Annotated in this window: 13 protein-coding genes; all 13 read right to left on the bottom strand. The window is 43.4% G+C overall.

Annotation, left to right across the window (positions count from 1 at the left end; genetic code table 11):
• Positions 1-2 precede the first annotated feature (2 nt).
• A complete protein-coding gene (locus M1B78_RS13145) occupies positions 3-1,451 on the bottom strand; it encodes a PA14 domain-containing protein (protein ID WP_257940916.1) in 1,449 nt (482 codons plus the stop codon).
• Between the two features lie 12 nt (positions 1,452-1,463).
• A complete protein-coding gene (locus M1B78_RS13140) occupies positions 1,464-3,785 on the bottom strand; it encodes a glycoside hydrolase family 20 protein (RefSeq protein ID WP_257940915.1) in 2,322 nt (773 codons plus the stop codon).
• The gene (locus M1B78_RS13135; protein WP_257940914.1) at positions 3,782-5,233 is read right to left on the bottom strand and encodes a glycoside hydrolase family 125 protein; all 1,452 of its coding nucleotides are present in this window, start codon (positions 5,231-5,233) and stop codon (positions 3,782-3,784) included. Before M1B78_RS13135 ends, M1B78_RS13140 begins: the two co-directional genes overlap by 4 nt.
• A 14-nt stretch (positions 5,234-5,247) precedes the next feature.
• On the bottom strand, positions 5,248-6,852 hold the full coding sequence (locus M1B78_RS13130) for an MGH1-like glycoside hydrolase domain-containing protein (protein ID WP_136009077.1): 1,605 nt from the start codon (positions 6,850-6,852) through the stop codon (positions 5,248-5,250).
• Between the two features lie 17 nt (positions 6,853-6,869).
• The gene (locus M1B78_RS13125; RefSeq protein WP_257930699.1) at positions 6,870-8,012 is read right to left on the bottom strand and encodes an alkaline phosphatase; all 1,143 of its coding nucleotides are present in this window, start codon (positions 8,010-8,012) and stop codon (positions 6,870-6,872) included.
• A 26-nt stretch (positions 8,013-8,038) separates the two neighbouring features.
• Positions 8,039-8,905: an endonuclease/exonuclease/phosphatase family protein gene (locus M1B78_RS13120; RefSeq protein ID WP_136009079.1), complete on the bottom strand. Its 867-nt coding sequence runs from the start codon at positions 8,903-8,905 to the stop codon at positions 8,039-8,041.
• A gap of 15 nt (positions 8,906-8,920) precedes the next feature.
• On the bottom strand, positions 8,921-11,854 hold the full coding sequence (locus tag M1B78_RS13115; RefSeq protein WP_257940913.1) for a GH92 family glycosyl hydrolase: 2,934 nt from the start codon (positions 11,852-11,854) through the stop codon (positions 8,921-8,923).
• Positions 11,855-11,988: 134 nt separating this feature from the next.
• Positions 11,989-12,798 (bottom strand): hypothetical protein, encoded by an 810-nt coding sequence (locus tag M1B78_RS13110; RefSeq protein WP_257940912.1) that lies wholly within the window; start codon positions 12,796-12,798, stop codon positions 11,989-11,991.
• A gap of 12 nt (positions 12,799-12,810) precedes the next feature.
• Positions 12,811-13,635, bottom strand: a complete 825-nt coding sequence (locus M1B78_RS13105) for an endonuclease/exonuclease/phosphatase family protein (protein ID WP_136009082.1) — start codon at positions 13,633-13,635, stop codon at positions 12,811-12,813.
• A gap of 16 nt (positions 13,636-13,651) precedes the next feature.
• On the bottom strand, positions 13,652-15,241 hold the full coding sequence (locus tag M1B78_RS13100; protein WP_136009115.1) for a RagB/SusD family nutrient uptake outer membrane protein: 1,590 nt from the start codon (positions 15,239-15,241) through the stop codon (positions 13,652-13,654).
• 21 nt (positions 15,242-15,262) lie between these two features.
• Positions 15,263-18,424, bottom strand: coding sequence for a SusC/RagA family TonB-linked outer membrane protein (locus tag M1B78_RS13095; RefSeq protein ID WP_136009083.1), 3,162 nt, complete (start codon positions 18,422-18,424; stop codon positions 15,263-15,265).
• Positions 18,425-18,596: 172 nt separating this feature from the next.
• Positions 18,597-19,433 carry an ROK family protein gene (locus tag M1B78_RS13090; protein ID WP_257940911.1) on the bottom strand — a complete coding sequence of 279 codons (837 nt, stop codon included), beginning with the start codon at positions 19,431-19,433 and terminating at the stop codon, positions 18,597-18,599.
• Between the two features lie 84 nt (positions 19,434-19,517).
• Complete coding sequence (locus tag M1B78_RS13085; RefSeq protein ID WP_257940910.1) at positions 19,518-20,510, bottom strand: phosphatidylinositol-specific phospholipase C; 993 nt, start codon at positions 20,508-20,510, stop codon at positions 19,518-19,520.
• Between the last annotated feature and the right edge of the window lie 596 nt (positions 20,511-21,106).

Genomic DNA, 21,106 nt, shown 5'->3' with positions numbered 1-21,106 from the left:
TTTTAATCCGGCACAAACAACATGGTATCAGGCAACACGGTTTCCAGAATATTCCGTCCCGAATACCCGACTTCCAATTCCTGGCCCATGTAATCTTCAAAATACAGCAGGTGCAGTTCATGGCACCCTGCTTCGAGAGCGACTTTCCCTTCGGCACGGCGTCCGCTGTGGCCGCCGTCGTTATCAACAATCAATTTACCATTTATGTATAATTTAGACCCATCATCGGAAAAAGTATAGAATCGGTAAACTCCCCTTTCAGGAATTTTCACCAACGTACGGAAATCATAAGCAAAATGATCCGAGACGGTTGCTTCCCCAATCGAGAAGTTCTTCATCACCCCTTCCTTCACTTTATTGCAGGCGGCAATATCGGCAACACGCTTACATTTGCCTTCATAATAGGCATATGCCACACCCTGCTTCTTGGGAGAGGCCTTCACTGCCTGCAGATAGCTCATGCTCTGCTCCTCATCTGAATTCAAGCCGGAAGGATAATAGTAGGCAGCCTCCCTTCCCGAAGGAGTAGAAATCCACGTATCAAATTTGAACTGCTCTTCGTACAGCTCGATAATACGCGCCCCCCGTTTCAAATCGCCATACGCATCCGCACCAGTCACCCGTCCGTATCCCAATGCAATACCTTTATCTATCCCTATAAAATCGTTATCATGGTCGTGTCCTACAAATACTCCCATTACATCCTTCATGTCAAGGAAGGAAGCAAACATACCGGAATTGATATTAGCAGAGGCAACTCCACCTTCTTTGTCATTGCCATAAGTTTTCCCGTCACCCCTGATTTCATTGTATTCAATCAGCGGAATATGGAAAAAGGCCAAAGCAGGAACGGGATTACCCCCATTCTTCTCTGCAAAGTGTTTACTTTGCTTTCTATACCATTCTACTTGATTAAAATGAATCCAATCATAAGCACCGTAGATTTTATCAGGTTGATAATCATTAGAGTCCATACAATAGAGCAAAGCCTCTACCCAGTCCCTCTTTTCCGAACTATAAACCGGAATGACACAATTACCACATCCCATGATATCCTCCGGACCTTTCGTACCTACATAGTATGGAGACTTTAGGAGAAAATCATAGATATCATCACGCGTCAAATATTCGGCATCATGATTTCCCATAGTTACCACAAAGGGAACCTTTGCCTCATTAAAAATATCCACAACACTTTCCCATCCCTTGATAGCCGGGTCATCGGTCACCACATCACCACTCAGTATGGCAATGTCCGGATGTTCAGCCGCCAAGACAGCACGGATAGTAGCTGTAGTCTCGGCACATTTTGCAGAACCCGGCATCCAATGCAAATCCGTGAACTGGGCTACCACAAACTTGCCATCCTTAAAAAAGAATTGCTTCTGCGCAAAAGCCGTTACCGGCATACAGCCCAACAGTACAACTAAAAGAACAACTATTTTCTTCATAATTTCTTGAGATTAATATATTTCTATTTCATCTATTGCCAACTCACTCTGCAACCCTTCATGAAAATATCCTTTCGGGCACAAGCCACCACTCAATAATTCCAAGCGGACAAATGCAGCTTCCGTCTCGGCAAATGAAAGAGATACCGGGAAACGGGTGCCTTCCGTCAAAGTAAAATCATAGGTCAGCCGTTTAGTGCCCACCGGAATAAAAGTCTGACCATCCATTGAGACAGAAACACTCATCGCTCTTGCCGGCCATATCTCATTTACCGGTCTCCATAAAGAAGAAAAGGCAACTTCCTTGACTTTCTGAGGTTTCTTCAGTTCCACTACAATCTGCACACTATCCTGGTAAAAGCTTATCCAGCGACGCATATCACGGGCATAGCCACGTCGTCCATCAGTCAGCCCAAAGCCTTTATTCAAGTGTTCCCATCCTGCTTCAGGATTACAAGTATAGTCACATCCGGTTGCCTTGTTTACAGCAAAACTCTTGCGAGTCACTTGCCCCAACAGCTTACCGTTTCTGTAAACTGCCGAATAAACAGTTGCATCCTCATTCAACGGTATCGGATTCTTATAAAGGGAAGATGAAGTGTTGACTGTCGAATCATTTACCGCATAGTAAATATCGGCATCCGGACAGAAGGTGTTCAAAGTCACCTCATAAGTCTGCCGCGACTTGTTCCACGCACCTGTCTGATTGACTTCATAGAAGTTGCGGCAGGCATTCACTCCGCAATAATCCAATCGTTCAAACTCCTTATCCAGCCTACAGGCAAACGACTCGAAGTCCTTATGTTCAGGCTGTGTCCATTGCACTTCTGACATAGCCAGCAAACGGGGGAAAGCCATATATTCAAAATACTCGGGAGTCTGTATGTACTCTCCCCAGATATTGGCTTGTACACCTATTATATAAGCTTGTTCTTCCGGAGTCAGTTCAGCAGGAAGCGGATTATAATTGTACACCGTATCCAATGGAAGGAAACCGCCGATAGCCAACGGAGCGAATTCCGGACTTTCCTGGTAGTAATCCAAATAACACTTTTTGCCGGGTGTCATAATGACTTTATGCCGTTGGCGAGCCGCTTCGATACCTCCTTTCTCGCCACGCCATGACATGACGGTAGCATTAGGGGCAAGCCCTCCTTCCAGAATCTCATCCCACCCGATGATGTCACGCCCTTTACTGTTCACAAACTGCTCTATCCGATGAATAAACCAACTTTGCAGAGCTTCTTCGTTGGGCAGACCTTCCCGCTTCATCAAATGCTGGCAATGGGTACACTTCTTCCACGCTTTCTTGGGGCACTCATCCCCACCTATGTGGATATAATGGCTGGGGAAGAGTTCCATGACCTCTGTCAGTACATCTTCCAGGAATTCAAATGTATGCTCTTTGGGACAATAAACCTCATCAAAAACATCAAAATAATCACGCACCACATAAGTCTTTCCCAGTCCGCAAGAAAGTTCCGGATAGGAAGCCAGTGCAGCGGATGCATGTCCCGGCATTTCAATTTCGGGAATGACCGTAATGAAACGGTCGGATGCATACTTCACAATTTCCTTTATTTCTTCCTGCGTATAATAACCCCTCTTTTCTTTTCCATCGTAACGCCGTGGAAAATAATAATCAGAGTGTCCTATCTGAGTATGTTTACGATAAGAACCTATTTCAGTCAGTTTCGGGTATTTCTTTATTTCTATTCTCCATCCTTGGTCATCCGTCAGATGAAAATGGAATTTATTCAATTTATAGAATGCCATCAAATCAAGAAACTTCAGCACTTCCTCTTTTGGCAGAAAATTACGTCCTACATCCATCATAGCCCCACGATGAGGGAAACGGGGAGCATCCGTAATGCTGACAGCAGGAATCCTAATCTTTTCCTCGCATTTCCGGTCACCATCATAAATGGCTGCCGGCATGAGCTGCAGCAAAGACTGGACACCATAAAAAAATCCTGCGGCAGTTTCATTGGAAGATATATTTATCCTATCGGAAGAAACCTCCAATGTATAGGCCTCATCGGGCAAGGAATTATCTATAGATAAGCAAATATCGGCCTTTCCCGTTTCCGAAATACCCTTCAACGTTACAGAAGTGTTTTTCAACGCATTCTCCAAATAATGAAAAACTTTCATCGCGGCTTCCCCGGAAGGGACAGCCACTGTTTTTTCCCCTTGCAGGACATACATTCCCTGCATTGGAGCAAGTTCATTCGGCATGGGTATAATACCATAGTTTGCCGCTACATCATCAGCCCCTCTCCCACAAGAGAGAAAAATGAATGACATAGCCAGTAACCAATATCTTATCTTCATAGTATTTGGGATAATAAGTTGGGATATTCCTTGATTGTTTTCAGTATCAGTTCACCGAACAAAGTATTTGTCCAAGCAAACCAGGAACGAGTAAAGTCCGCGGCATCCTCCGAATGGAAAGATTCATGCATAAAGCCCGTCCCTCCGTCCGTATCACGAAGTTGCTTCAGACAAGCACGTATTTCTTCGGAATCATCCGTTGTAAAAGCCTTCATAATGATGCTCATCGGCCAGATATAATTCAATCCCACATGAGGACCTCCTACCCCTTCACCGGCTTTTCCTTTAAAGAAATAAGGATTATTGCCGCTCCATATCATTTTACGGGTATTCTGATAAATCGCATCTTTAAAAGAACAATAACCCAGATAAGGCGCAGCCAGCAAACTGGGTACATTGGCATCGTCCATACAAAGCGCGTTACCAAAACCGTCGACCTCAAAAGCATAAATACGTCCACAAACCGGATGATTGAAAGTACCATACCTGCGGATAGCTGCATCCACTTCATCTGCCAGTGCTATACATTTGCCAGAGAAGTCCTTGTTTCCATAAACTTTATCCTCTATCTCAGCCAATTGGCGCAATGACACAACCGCAAACATATTAGAAGGAATCAGAAAACCGTATTGTGTAGCATCATCTGACGGACGGAAAGAAGAAACGATTAAGCCGACCGGCTTTACCGGTGCTCCCCATCCGTTGTTAATCTGCGAATCTGTAGGGCGGTCGCAATCGCGCGTAAAGCTATAAGGCCCCAAGCCTTGTTTCCTCTGTTGCTCTTTAAAGGTATTAACCACCAACAGCATAGCTTTATGCCAATTTTCATCGAACACAGACGTGTCTTCCGTGTATTGCCAATAATGATAGGCCAAACGAATGGGATAGCACAAAGAATCTATCTCCCATTTGCGTTCATGCAATTCCTTCACCATATGTTGTGTATGGTCGGTTTCCCAATAGCTGCCTAACGGTCCGTCGTTAAAGGCATTGGCATATGGGTCTATCAAGATACATTCAGTCTGTCTGTTGACAAGTCCTGCCACCATCCGCTGCAATTCCTTATCTTTCTTCATCAACGGCAGATAGGGCCATACTTGTGCAGAAGAGTCGCGCAGCCACATGGCATCTATATCTCCCGTAATGACGAAAGTATCCGGTCTGCCATTCTTCACTCTATATCTGACGGTAGTATCAAGCGTATTGGGAAAACAGTTCTCGAACATCCAGCGCAATTTTTCGTCCTTTATTTTAGGCTTCGCTTCTTCAATGGCGGCATCCACCGCCTTCGAAACAAAGCACCTTTTGCCTACAGCAGGACGCAAAGAAACATATCTCTGGTTCAAAGTCACTGATGAAGATAATACTGAAGCGGGCTGAAAAGTCATAGCAGCCAAAGCAAGTCCGCCAGTCTTCAGAAATTGGCGTCTTGACATATTGTTTTTCATAATCGATGTCTTCTTTAATAGGTATGCTTACCGGATGTCACATGTATCTTTTTCTCTTTTCCACCATAGAGTACACACAGTTCAAAATCGATGTTAGAATCTACTGTAATACGAGGCTCATCACTTGCCGAACGGCGTGCCTCAGCTTTTAAGGAGATAAGCCCTTCGGGACCAAAAGGATAGCGTTCTATACCATTAGTCTCCGTCAAATTCATATCCCAGACAATCTGCTTTTTGGCATAATCTCCCCGAATACCGATAATAAACTCTATCAATTCGGCAATAGGAGGAAGTCCTGCCCAACCCACAAAATTATCCCTTGCCATAAATCCCGGCTCAGCACTTTCCGGAGCGTAATATTCCCAAAAAGTTCCAGTTTTCTTATAGACCTCAAATACTTGGGCATAATGATTCAAACAAATCTCCCGTGCCAGTTTACCGTAACCTTTCTGCACAAGGCCCTGCATCACCATGTAATTGGTTCCCGGCCATACACCTCCTTGCCAATAACGGCCATTCTCCTTATACTTGGGATTATCGGCAGACAAAGAAGGAATACGGTACTTCCGGTTGAATGTAGCAGAATTATCCAATTCTTTCACCATGCGGTCCAATTGTACAGCATCCAATACATCAGTAAACAGAGCCCAATAGGCACCTATTCCCTTAGTTGTACAGAGCGTACCATCAGCATACTGGTCATAAAGGAAACCCGTTTTTTCATCCCAAAGATTGTCATGGATATATTTTCCCAGCATTTTGGCTTCGTCTTCAAACTCTTCTATTTCTTGCCAACGTTCCAAATAGAATCCCATCTCAAGCAGCAAATTAGCCGTAAACAATTGTTGCAAGTTTGTATCCAGCCAAATCATGTGTCCGTGACTATAGATAGGGCTGTATTCCGACAAAACACGAGGCATGTTATCCATGCCAGTTCCCCATCCGCTTGACCAATAGGTTCCATTTCGCCAAGTATGGTTCAACTTCAACCATTTATAATAAGCACAAAGTACCGGAAATATCTTGTGCAGGCGTTCCGTATCACCAAACTGATGAAAATAGACCATCTCGCACCAAGGCATCAGATTCGGTCCGGTACTCACCGGGTCATAGCGTTCGAAGCAATCGGCACCATCTGCCTTTATTTCACGGCAAATGAAACCGTCGGGATGCTGCTTGGCGTAAAAGTTGTTCAGCGTATTCTGGAAAGGGAAAAAACGGGTGCCATAACGGGCAAACATCAGAATGAAAGAGGAATCCCACATAAAGATATTACCATTATAAGCTGTATCCAAATAGCTTGATACAAAACCCGAGCCCGCCTGAGGAGCCCGAATATTACCAATAGCTATTTCCCATGCCTTCCAATACATTTCAAGTTCCTTGTCATGTCCGTTCCAAATGGGACTAGGAAGAATCTGCCGGGCTTCCTCGAAACTTTTCGGCTCAATGGTTTCCGGTTTGGCCACGCGATATTCGTTCTCCGTAACCAAAGGTTCTTTGACATACGTATTCTTATAAGGCAAATGATACTTCTCGTCATTGCCACAACTCTGAGCTCTCAGCAACGAACCGGCCGAAAGAGACAACAAACCTAGCAGTAAAATATGTTTCAACATGGGAAATAGTTATTTGATTATAATTTTAGCAATTTCTTTATTTTGTCGAAAATAGCCGTATTCTCGTAAATTCCGGTAAATTCCTCCGCTCCGGGCCCGAAAGCATATACAGGCACCATCACACCACTATGGCTACCGGTAGAAAACTTGCATACAATCTTACCTTGTTTCAAGTCACCGTCCACCAGCGTAAGTCCTCCGGTTTCGTGGTCGGCAGTCACCACTACCAACGTTTCCCCATCCTTGGCTGCCCATTCATAGATAGCACCGATAGTCCTATCGAAATCGTGCGTTTCCTGCATCAGCAAATCCAAGTCATTGAAGTGTCCGTAATCATCCAGCTGCGAACCTTCTATCATCATAAAGAATCCTTTCTTGTTCTGGCTCAGTAATTCGATACCTTTCAAGGATGCACGTGCCAGCAAGTCACCCCGCTCTGCCGGAAGAGGCGTATCTTTCGGATAGGGCACTGCAAATACCTTTCCGCTCCCGATAGCAGCCAGTTCATCCCATGTACGGGGTGTCTGGAATCCTTTCTCACGCAATTCTTCAAACAAGTTGCGTCCGTCTTTGCGGTTCTCGAAGAATTGTGCACCTCCACCAAACACATAATCAGCTTTGCAATCCACATATCCTGTCACCACATCTTCCTCTGCATCCCGATCTTTGTTGTGACAGCAAAAGTCAGCAGGAGTGGCATCCCAAAGACGGCAGGTCACTGCAAGTCCGGTCGACTTACCTTTAGCGGAAGCCAAGTCGACTAAAGACTGCAAAGGACGTCCTTCCGGGTCTACCCCTACATAGTGATAGTTGGTTTTCTGCCCGGTAGCAATAGCCGTTCCACCAGCCCCGGAATCAGTAATCAATTTATTGGCACAGTAGGTCTTCGACAATCCCACTGTCTGGCAATTATCCAGAAAAAGTTTTCCCCGATTGGCAGTCCATGCTGAATATACATGCATTAGACTCATACCATCGCCAATCATCAGGACAACATTTTTTATCTTTTTCCCCTGCGGAGATACTATTCGAGTCACCTCATACGGTTGTTCCAACACATAAGTCTGTTCTTTGTCACGACGGCTTTGTGCCGATGTACTGACAGGCAACAGTACAGTTGCCAAAAGTACCCATATACTTATCTTTGCTATTCTTTTCATTGCAATCTTTCTTTTTCTTATTCCACTTATTCCACTGTCACCAGTACCGGTGCATGATCCGACAAGAAAGCTTCATTTTCCGTCTCGGCCAACACTCCATACTTCAAAACCTTCACTCCGTTGCCCACAAACACATAATCTATCAGCGGACGATGTTCGTAGGGAATACTACCGAAATCATGGAAACTCCATGCCGGTCCATAAACCACGGGCGATACCGTACGTGCATCTGTCAGATGTTCCGGACCTTCCGGATTAGTGATATGGTTGATGACATCCGACTCTGGTGTAGAGTTAAAATCCCCGGTAACAACCACCGGCATCCCGTTGCCCAGTTCTTTCACCTTATCCAAAATAAGGCTGATTCCCTCACGACGTGCCACAACACCTACATGATCCAGATGTGTATTTAAAGCCAAGCACTCTTTGCCCGAAATCTTATCTTTCAGTTTCGCCCACGAAGCCACACGTTCACAGGCGCCATCCCAGCCTTTGGAACCGGGCACCTCAGGTGTCTCGCTCAACCAGAATGTACCGGAATCAAGTACCTCGAAGCGTTCCTTCTTATACCAAAGTGCACTATATTCTCCTTTTTCCTTACCGTCTTCGCGCCCTACGCCTATCACCCCATATTCCGGAAGACGTTGCTGCAAATCCTGCAACTGATTGTGTAGTACTTCTTGCGTACCTACAATATCCGCATCATAAAAACGGATGGCATTGGCTGCACGGTCTTTACGGTACTGCCAGTTGTTCAGACTGTCTTCCGGATTGTCATAACGTATATTGAAAGACATCACATTCATAGGTTCCAGCACGGCAGTTGCCGTCTGGTTCCCCTGCCCACACGATGCAAGCAAAATAGGGAAAAGTAATAAAGCTATTTTTTTCATGGTAATCGTAATTTATTATTTCACATACAATACAGAAGCAGGAATCGGCGACAAATCTTGCGCCGAAGGAAGTTTCCATGCCCAACTCAGTTCCTCCCCTTCATAATCTTCAAAGTAATACAGTTTATAAGTATGAAATCCCTTCTGCAAGGCAACAGCCCCAGTAGCTGGAATAGCAGCATGAGAACCATCATTATTCACCACCACCTCATCACCGATATACAATACACTGCCGTCGTCCGAACGGGTCATGAAAGTATAGATTCCATCTTCAGGCACTTCTATTAAACCAGAGAAGATATATCCGAAATGGTCTTCTTGTTTAGCCTCCTTGATGGAAGGTTCCGGCATGATTCCGGCATCCACCATAGGAGTCCTTTCTATATCCGCCACTTTCCGATACGTGCCTTCAAAATATTTATAAGAAGTACCATTCTGCACGGGATGCACGGCAAGCGCCGGTTTCATCTCTGCCTTGGTAGCCACGATAGAGAGTGTATTGCTTGAACGGAATCCCTCCTTAAACGCTTTTGCTTTAACAGGCATTGTCCTATCCAGCTCCAACGGCTTCTCATAGAGCAAAGACAGCTCTGTCGGTTCGCTTCCATCCAGTGTATATCTGATTTCTGCTCCTGCAGTTGCCGTAGCCAATGCTACCGTAACCTTATCCATAAACAGATTCAAGTCTCTGTCTACATAAGGTATAGACACCACTTTTTCCTTCGTATAAGAATAAGGCGCCGACTCTTCCGAAACTCCTCGTGTCATATCGAGTTTGTCAGTCAGCGTAAAGCGAAGTTCCCCTCCTTCCATCAATTGATTGTAGGTGATAAAGTTACCTTCTATCAGTTTTCCATTCAGCTCTACTTTGCTGATATAAACATTCTTCTGCGGATTATTGGCAAGCACGGACAGTGTCTTTCCGTTTGTCAGTTTCATCACCGCTTTTTCAAACAGCGGAGTGGTCAATGCAAACTCATTACTACCGGGACATACGGAATAGAATCCCAAACTTGAAAGGATATACCAGGCAGACATCTGTCCGCAATCTTCGTTACCGATGATACCTTCGGGAGTCGGCGCATACATTTCACGAAGCAACCGACGTGTCATCTCCTGAGTCTTCCAAGGCTGCCCAACGTAGTCATACAAATAAGTAATGTGATGACTGGGCTCATTGCCATGTACATACTGACCTATCAAACCTGTGATGTCCGAAAGTTCTCCCTCCAATTTCAAGTCCGAAGAAAATATAGAGTCGAGTGCCATAACAAACTCCTCTTTGCCGCCAAACAGTTGCATCATACCGTTTACATCGTGCGGCACAAAGAAACGGTATTGCCAAGCGGTAGCCTCCGTGTAAGCGCGTCCCACCGCCAACGGTCTGAACGGCGTTTCCCAGTTGCCATCCATTCGTTTGGGACGGAAGAACTTGGTAGCTCCGTCAAACACATTCACATAATTCTGCGAACGTGCAATAAATGTTTCATAAATATCTTCTTTTCCCATTTCTTTTGCCATACGAGCTATGCACCAATCATCATATGCAAATTCCAACAAGCAAGAAACTGACTCTCTTTTGATATTTGAAGGAATAAAGCCGTTCCGCACATAGTAATCTGCTCCTTTTTCGTTCTTTTCAGCAGAAACTATCATAGCAGCCAATGCCTTTTCGGCATCAAATCCACGAATGCCTTTCATATAAGCATCCGCAATGGCTGAAACGGCATGATAGCCAATCATCGTTCCCGTCTCCCCGGCCGAAAGGGGCCAGATAGGAAGTTCGCCCGAAGCATCATAAATATCAAGGTAGGAGTTAATCATGTCATTCACCAGTTCGGCATTCACCAGTGTCATCAACGGGTTCCATGCCCGGAAAGTATCCCATAAGGAGAAAGTGGAATAGTGTTTCCTGCCTTCCGGCATCCGCCCTATGGTCATATCGTGTCGGCGATACTCACCATTGACATCACTCACCACATTCGGCACCACCATCGCATGATACAAAGCTGTATAAAAATTCCGCAAATCATCCGTATTGCCGCCTTCTACCGTAATGGCAGAGAGGGCTTGTTCCCAAGCGGAACGGGCAGCAGTACGCACGGCATCGAAATCAAACCCCTTCACCTCTGTTTCCAGATTTTTACGGGCATTTTCTTCGCTCACCACAGACAATCCTATCTTAGCTACCACCGGTTCATTGTCATCACCGACAAATGTAACCACAGCCTGCAAATCGGTACCGGTCAGTCCGGCATCTGCCGGCACTATTTTTCTATCCTGTATAAAGTCTACACTCTTGAAAGGTTTTGAGAATTGTGCTACAAAATAAACATACTGATTATCTGTCCATCCTCTTGTTCTACGCATACCGGCAACTTCATGGTCTGTTGTTTGCTTCAGTGTAGCCTCATAGATATGTTCGTTATCAAGCAAGTGTGCCAAGTCTATGATGACAGATGCTTCCTTTCCTACCGGAAACGTATAGCGGTGCACACCGACATGCGCTGTAGCTGTCAACTCTGCTTTTATGCCTTCTTCCTTCAGGATTACGGAATAATATCCTGCGGATGCCTCTTCCTCTTTATGACTGAAAGTAGCAGGTTGGCAAATTGTTTCAGCCGATAAATCCAGTTGCTGTGTAGTGGGACGGAACAAGACATCCCCCAAGTCGATACAGCCCGTACCGCTGAGGTGGGTATGCGAAAATCCCTTCAATGTAGTATCATCATAATGATAGCCAGCACAAGCATCCCAATTTCCGGCACGCGTATCAGGACTCAGTTGCACTGCCCCAAAAGGCACTGTCGCTCCCGGATAGGTATGCCCATGAAAACCAGTACCAATCAGCGGATTTACATAATCCACCGGCAATAATTGTTTGTCGGAAGTGCATCCCCCGCACATCATACATGCCAAAGTTGCATATAACAGTTTTTTCAGTTTCATCAAGGCAGATTTTAATTATCTCTTTGTTTTTACTCTTTTTGTCCGCAAATATAAAAAAATTCTGCAAGAGCCGATATGCCACGCACACCAACCCTTGCAGATTAGACCAATGGCAATGAGGTCTGTTTTATTTATTATTCTACACCGGCTTCTATCGACAATCGATAAGCATTTAAGTCGCCACTTACCAAAGCATCCGTTGTTTCACGTAATACCCAAGACTTTCTACCCGTCATAAAAACAACATAATCAGCAGCCGGATTCTTTGCCACTTCTGTGAAAGCACAACCTTCCAATCCTTCTGCCACATTCTTCAAATCTTCCACCAAATCTTTTTTTACAGTTCCAACCATAATAAAAGCATGCTGATTATCATTCAATGTGGTAAACGCTGTAGAAGCAGCTGCAATCTGCTCTTTGTTACTGAAACGTACTGTACTGAAAGGCACGAGAATATCAATCGGATTTTCGGTAGTAGTCTTAGTCATTACATTGATATACTTAATATAGCAATCATTCGTAATCTTAAAACCTTCTTCTGAATTAATCTTATGATTGAACAACAAAAGTGAACCTTGTGTAGCTATATCTGTTCCATTCATATACACTTTATTCAACGCATAACTGGAGAAACGTGATGTCTTGAAAGCAATTTCGGTAGCAATATTATTGTTGCCCAATACATCCACACGGTCTATTACCCCTAAAGAACAAGCGTTACCCAAACCATTGAAATAATCAATAACCCCCGGAACAGCTCCCATGACTGCATCAGACAAATTAGTAAGGTAATAAATTTCAATGGTTTTATTTTTGTTCCATCCTTCACCACCTTGCATTTCCTGTTTGATATTACCAACACCTAAATTTTCCTCAAGACATGAGGTAGTAAGCATAGAACCAATCCCCAACACTACAATAGTATATAACAAATACTTTTTCATATTCCGATAACTTTATTTTTTTATTAATTCAATCTCTGAAATCATCGCATTATGGTCAGATAAGTTGCCAGATTGTTTCACATATTCACTAATTTTTTTCCAATCGCCCTTAGAAGCAAAAATATAATCAACCCAAGTATTTGAAATAATATCAAACTTAGTTTTCACTGTTTCCATAGCAGAACTGGAAGGACTCGAATTCATGTCACCAGCCAAGATAGTAGGCACATTGTCATTGATTACTTTATCAGAAATCAACAATTGTGCTTGTTCGTCTTGTCCCCCAATATGATCCAAATGGGTGGCTACCACTCTTATCATTTCTCCTGTAGGCATTACCACTTCTGTAACCAATACTCCACGTTGGTCTGCAGATCCTGTCGGCCGAGGTAATTGCATGGCTTGAGAACTCAGAATAGGATACTTACTTAGAATGGCATTACCATATAATTCGTTCATACAATAAGTATAATTCTCCTCCGGATTATCGCCTGTTTTATTACCTAAATTATAAGCGTATCCAAAAATACCGAACATGCCTAACTTTTCAGCCAATTCCTGCACCACATCTCTGTATTTTCCATCTCTTTGCTGACGTGAGCTTCTATTCTCCATTTCGTTCAGAATGATAAAATCAGCATTTTCATCTCTCAGGAAATCAGCAAACGGAGTAACGTCAAAAAGCACTTGGTTACTCATATCCACCATCTCGAAAGATTTAACATTGAAAGTAATGACTTTCAAGCGAGTGTTCTGTGCATTGGCATTAGAGAAACTTCCTCCTAACAATACGGCAAGGAATGCCAACACGATATAAGGACAAATATATGTTTTCATATTATGAGTTTATTAATTAATAGATATTTTGCTTCAAGTTTTTGCTACTTGCCACTTCCTTTGCAGGAATAGGGAACACATGATTTACTTTGGGGTTAAAAGTACGTGCCGGCCATATCTCCACCTCTTCAACGGTATACGTACCATCAGCATGAGTAGTGGTTTTTACCCCATGAAGCGGCTTAGCATACACTTCTTGTGCATCTCCCCATCTCACCAAGTCAATGTGACGACTAGGCTGGAATTCAAATGCCAATTCACAACGACGTTCATTTTTCAACTGAGCTTTGGTAGCCTTACTATCTTCCGGCAAGCCAGCGCGTTTACGAATTTTATTCAGCAATTTTACGGCTTCCGCATCACCTTCGCCCTTGCTCCAAATCAGTGCCTCTGCCTTCATCAACAGCACATCGGCAAAACGTATCAATACAGTACCCAATACATTACTTGCATTATTTCCATTGGTATTTACCTTCTTACCAATACAATCAGCATCTTCCCAAGGAGACATAAACTTGCTCCAAGTCAGACCGGAATCACTCGTTGTACCCCAACGACCTACCGCCCAAGTTACATCCTGCCCCACAAACTGGATGTGATTGCCCGGATAAAGGATAGTAGCTTCGCGTCTCATGTCACCATTCTCATAGGCTTTCCAAAGTTCCAAAGTAGGTTGGAAATATCCCCAGGTATTATAGAGTCCCCACCCGCCATTTTGGAAAGACATTCCATGAAATTTCGGGCCTTCAGTAGCATTACCAAGCAGAGAGAAAAGATATTCAGAACAGAAATTATTTTCCTCACGGAAAAGTTTGGTAAAATCAGGGAACAAATCACGTTTGTCACTACCAGACAAATTAATGACTTTGTCACAGAACTCGATAACAGTATTGTAATATTTAGCATCGTATTGAGCTGCATACAAAGCTGCGCGTGCAGCAAACGCCCATGCGGCAGCCTTATGCGGACGGCCGTAATCCTCACTCTTCAATTCAGAGAGATAAGGTAACAATTCACCAGCCTTACGCATATCGTTTATAATTTGGTCGTAATTTTCCAATACCGATGCTGGACGCGGACTATCCATCTCAGCGCTCGGTGTTTTTTCCGTAATAATAGGCAGACCACCGTTGGGACCATTGTCACCATAGAACGGACAAATCCACAAATAAGCAAATCCACGATAAAAATAGCCCTGACCAATCGCATTATTTTTTACCTCCTGAGAAACAGACATATCAGGTACATTACGCAACACATCATTAGCTTTGGCATTAAGCTGGAACATGGCAGGCCATGTGTCCTTTTGATCGCGACCGTTATCCGGAGTCATCTGAAAATTCTTGATGGATTGCGCTTCTCCTTGGCTACGTCCAGTCACCATATTGTCACTACAATTCTCAAGCCACATGAACCCACGTCCGGTCACGCCCTCATTATAAGTAAATTCATGAAAAGCATTCAATGCTTTTTGTACGTCTTCTTCCGTTTTCCAAAAGTTGGTACTGCCCTCCAATCCATAAGGGTCGAATTCCAAGAAGTCACTGCAACTTACAGTAGAAAATGCCAAGAGGCAAGACAATGCTATACCTTTATATTTTTTCATCATATTCCTGTTGTTTTAAAGTTAGAAACTAAAATTGAATCCTAAGCTGAATGATCGAGCTACCGGATAGGTACCTCCATCCAAACCGAAGTTACCTACTTCGGGATCGATACCACTGTAATCTGTCGCAGTAAAAAGGTTCTCACCATTCAGATAGAAACGTAACGTACTGCCAGGCAAGCCAATGGTTCGCATGGCATTCTTCGGCAAGGTATAACCCAAAGTAACGTTTTTTAAACGGAGATAGCTACCATTCTCCAAAAAGAAATCGTTAAGATTACTATAGTTGTTATTTCCGTCTTCAATCAAAGCCAAATGAGGAATACCGGATGTTTTATTGTAATCCCAAGAATTAAGAACATCAGCAAGCATATTACCACCTTGTCCTCTACCGGTGTAACCCATCTGTTTGAATCCGTTATAAATGGTCGACTTACCTACTCCCTGAAATTGGAAGCTAAAATCAATACCTTTGTATTGCAAGTTACCACCAAATCCAAAAGTAATCTTTGGCATATAGCTGCCTAAATATTGTTTATCGTCATCAGTAATCTGACCATCGTTATTAAAGTCCACATATCTGAAATCACCCGGCTTTGCATTAGGCTGAATAAGCTTTGTCATACCAGTTTCAGGATCTCTCCAAGTAAAATTCTTTACTTCTTCTTCGCTTTGGAAAATACCATCAGTCTTCAATACATAATAAGAATACCAAGGATTACCAACAGATGAACGCAATGGAGTCAAACTGTTCAACACAATATTGTGTTGCATATATCCCATAGCTCCCAAATCAAGAACTTCATTATGTACAGTAGATATATTGGCATTCAAACCAAAAGTAACATCACCGATTGTCTTATTGTAGCTGGCACCTAATTCCCAACCACGATTCACCACATCTCCCACATTTCCGTAAGGGTCTACCTTCACACCAGCCACAGAAGGCATCGGCACTACCTCAATCAGGTCTTTCGTACGTTTGTTGAAATAATCTACCGTCAGGTTCAAACTGTTATCGAACAAGCCCATATCTAAACCTATACCATATTGTTCTGTAGTTTCCCACTTCAAATTTTTGGTACCGATAGAACCGGCATACACACCGTTCTGAACCATGTGATTCAAATTCTGACCATAGATAATAGGCCATTCGACTTCATTCAAAGGAACGTTCCAAGAATAACGAGGCACCAAAGCCACATTACCGACTTGTCCCCAACTACCACGCAACTTTAGCATGCTGACAACCGACTTCAAGGGTTCAAAGAAGGATTCCGAGGATATTTTCCAAGATGCCGATACAGCAGGGAATATACCTGAATTATTATCCTTATACAATTTTGAAGTGGCATCTCTACGCAAACTTCCTGTCAAAAAATAACGGTCGCCATAAGAATAACCGATACGAGCAAAAGCAGAAATCATAGATTCTTCCCAAATGCTTTCTTCCGGCTTGTATTTGCTCCAATTACCGGCCTGTCCATTCGTAATGGAATGTCTATCTTCCAAATTGTATCCGCTGGTATAGTAACGATCCCATTTATATTTTTCATATTTCATAGAATAACCAACCATAGCGCTGACGTGATGTACATCGTTAAATACCTTCGCCCAAGTGGCGATAGTTTCCCATAGGATATTACTATTCCAAGTATTAGACATCTCACGAGTGTTGTCCAAATCCGGACGACCCACTTCGAGCACCCTTGGTGAGAATATGTCTTCATGTCTTACATCCAAACCTGCCGTAAAATCACTCTTGATTGTCAAAGAAGAGAGAGGCTTCAATTCCAAAGAAGTAGTAGAATAGATTCTTGTAGAAGGTCTTTCCTGATTAAGACGTTGCAATGTAGCCACCGGATTTCTCATTTCACCATAAGGACTACTGATACCTTCGTCAATAGCCCAGCGAGGAACCGTTCCGTGATAAAGCGGCTTACCTTGATCATCAGTCATCAAGTTACCGGATTTATCATAATCATACACTGTTGCCGAACGAGGGAAAAAGACAGCCTGATTCAATACACCTTCATGTCCTGTACCGATATTACCTTGGCCATTTTTATATTCATAAGTAACACGTTCACTCAATTTCAGCCATTTGGCTATTTGGAAATCCATGTTCCCCTTAGCAGAGAATTTGCGTGAATATGTGTTCAGCATAATACCTTTATCATTGTCGTAAGCAAAAGATGCAAAACCTTTCATAACCTCACTACCTCCGGATAAAGACAAAGCATAGTGTTCCAACGAACCTGTACGGAAAATAGCATCCATCCAATCTGTGCGTGTCACATTACCATAAGCAAACACATTGGGATTTCTTGATGGATTAGCTATACCGCCATACGTTTTCACCGCATCTGCCCATACCTGATTATATTGTTCAGCTGTCAGGGTTTCGGGCAAATTCATCGCATTTTTAAAACTCTTGGAAATATTGATATTCACCTTCACCTTACCGACAGCAGCTTGCTTAGTAGTTACCACCACTACACCACCAGAACCTACACTTGCTCCATAGATAGCAGCTGAAGCAGCATCCTTCAATACGGTAATGGTTTCTACATCTTCCATGCTGAAAGGTGCACCGGGTACGCCATCCACTACATAAAGCACACCATCACCACTATTGTAGTTATCGTCCGTACCACGAGAACCGCGACCACGGATAGACAAAGAAACATCAGACATCGGGTCTCCACCATTAGACTGAATCATAACACCGGGCATTTGTCCTTGCAGATAAGACCCCAAATTAGCCGGGCGGCTTTTCAATTTATCATCTATTTTAACGGTAGAAACTGCCGTAGACAAGTCTTCCTTTCGACTAGTCCCATAACCTATAACAACGACTTCATCAAGCAGTTCCGTATCTTCCTGCAAAATAGCAGCAATCGGTTCTGACGAAGCCTTTACTTCCAATGTTTTATATCCCATGAAACTTATTTGCAAAATATCTTTTTCCATAGTTTGCAGCACAAATTTCCCATCAACGTCCGTAATCACTCCATTCGTCGTTCCTTTTACCAACACATTAGCACCAATCACAGGTTCACCAGTCTGATCTTTTACTGTTCCTTTCACAGAAATCTGCTGTGCATAAGCACCTGCCGACAAGAACAGCCCTAACAGTAGGGTCAGAATCGTTCGATAGATTCTAAGATTTACTTGTTTCATCCAATTAAAATTTAAAGTTTATAATTATAATAATTACAATTCTGCCACAAAGGTCATAAGCAGAGTCACATAATCAATATTAAAAGAACAAATATCCAATATGTTCTATATATACGTAAAATTATATAACGATGCGCTATATGATTTTACGTTACAATCAAAGCCATTTTATTTACAACAAATACGATTCCGGCAGAGCAGAAGCGCCCAATAAGCTGGAATCTTTTCGAGAAGAAGCCACCACCTTCACATTATCCAATATTACTTTATAAGGGAAACTTTGCATTTCAATCTCCATAGCTTCCTCAAAGAAAGGAAAAGCCGACACAATACCGCCTCCTAAAACTATAGCCTGCGGCGCATAAGTATAAAGGACCGCTTTCATAAGATTCCCCAGATGCTTGCCAAATTCTTTCCAAAGCTCCAGAGCGGTTTGCTCTCCTTGCGCTGCTTTTTCGGCAGCCAGCAGACCGGTAGTATCATAACGCTTAAAGAAAAAACTGCTGCAATAATGTTCAAAATCACTGTCCAGATAAGGAAGCGAGCCTATTTCTCCCGCACCTACATATTGCCCGCAATACAAACGACGGCCTACAATCACACCAGCTCCGATACCCGTCCCGATAGTAATACCCACCATGTGGGAAAATGAGCGCCCCTCGCCAAACAAGCATTCACCCAGAGCGAAACAGTTGGAGTCGTTATTAACAGCAACTGCCACTTTGAACTCTTCCTCCAGCACCTCCTTCAAGTGTATCTCTTTCCAGGAAGATATGTTCGCGACATTATATACAATCCCCTTTTGGGGGTCAACGATTGAGGGAACTCCGATACCAATTCCATCCACTTCTTCAGTCATCACACTACGAATGAGCTGAGAAAGCTGATTGAGCACCGTAGAAGCATCCTGCTGAGCCAAGCAAGGTACTGACACCTTATTCAGACACTTTCCACCCTCTACTTGTGCTATCCGGATATTAGTTCCTCCTAAATCTATTGACAATTTCATAGGTATATAATTTTAAGACATTTAGCATGCACAAAATTAGGAAACCGGTTCTTTTTTAAAACCCATATTTGCGCATATAATTCTTCATTTTGCGCAAACATTGCTATCAATCAGGTATTCTACCAAGGCCTTACCACCGAGCTCACCGACAAAATCAATAAAAACAATGCCGCAATTCCGCTTACCCTGCTTCTTCAGATAATCCGCTACAGGCCCATTCACCTTATCCGCAAACACCTTAGGAGTTCCCAAAGGCAACCCCGTGGCACTCACAAACGTGATGCCCCACTGACGGGAAGAAACCGGTTCGGCAGATATCCGTTCCAGGTTGCGGATAGAGACATCTGTTTTCTTGCCGGCATCCTTGCCCGATTCATATTGATATTCATCTTCAAGCAGCACACAGCCTTCTTTTCCATCTCTATTGCGAAGGGTCAACAAGCAAGTGCTGTTGTCTTTCCAGCCCACGCATGCAGCTCCCGGATAATCATCCATGACGTAATCCCTATGCAGGAACAGGATCTTTCCGCGGCAATCCCCCACTGTCAGTTCCGGACGAAAATCCATCACGAAATAACGCTGATGCGCAGGGATACTCAAAGAAACAGACAACAGAGAAGCATAATCCTGCGACTCGCCCCCTTCTTTTTTCAATGAAACAATCAGAACTTCGGAAGGATGTGCCTGCAAGAAACCGATGAAAGCGGGAAGCACATCGTCTTCCCAATATATATCCTGAAAAGCATGGCTATGGAATACACCCAATTTACCATTTTTCTTCTCTAAACGAATATCAAAAGCACGGATGCCCTGCTGCAACTGGGCTGGAATATTCGTTGACTGCGTTTTCAACATAGGGCCTCCTTTGACGGTTCCACTGTCGTGCGTACCCGGAATAGAAACTTTGCATACGGGAAGTGTGTCATGAAGAGACTTCATCCAAGCCACGTTTCTGCCACCTGCCTGCACAAGCATATCAGCGGTTCGGGAACCGCCATCCCCTGCACAAGCCTGAGAAGCCGATACGAAAACGACCAAAGCTAATGCACAGCATATCCGCAAACAAATTTTTCCCATAGTATATCTTTTTTAAGTTTTGGCATGTGCAAAAATAGAGGGTTCGTTTCCCATTCTTATCCCAATTTGCGCATTTAGTTCTTCATTTTGCGCAAAGATTTACTGCAAAATCCGTGCAAGATACGAACAAAGGCCACATCTGCCACATCAAGCATAGTGAGACTGCCGGGATACGAACAAGACAACAGCAGACAAGCCTATAATACCAAGGATGCCAAGAATAGGGCATAAAGTCGGCTCAGCCTACTTAACAAGCAGTATCGAGCATATTTCAAAGTTTATCTTCAACCTGAATATATAAATATTCAGCCTAAAGATATAAATATTCAAGTTGAAGATATACATATCCAGCCTGAAGATAAATCTTGAAATAAAGCCCGGACATCTTCTAAAGCAGACAGAAGCAGCCTTGACCACAGACTAAAGCATCCTTGGTCCAAGTACCAAAGCGCTTTCTTAAATAACGTGTGCAACTTCACCCGCATGGTTTCCTCTCCTTCAAGAAGGAAGAGAATCGTAATAACGTGAGTTCGGGATAAGGAACGCCATGAAACAGTTGAATCGGCAGCTTGAAAAAGTTGCCGATTCTTTTGGTA

Origin of the sequence: Bacteroides muris (ex Fokt et al. 2023) (genome assembly GCF_024704895.1) — a bacterium.
Classification (GTDB): domain Bacteria; phylum Bacteroidota; class Bacteroidia; order Bacteroidales; family Bacteroidaceae; genus Bacteroides; species Bacteroides muris.
This window is presented reverse-complemented; position numbering and strand designations above follow the sequence as displayed.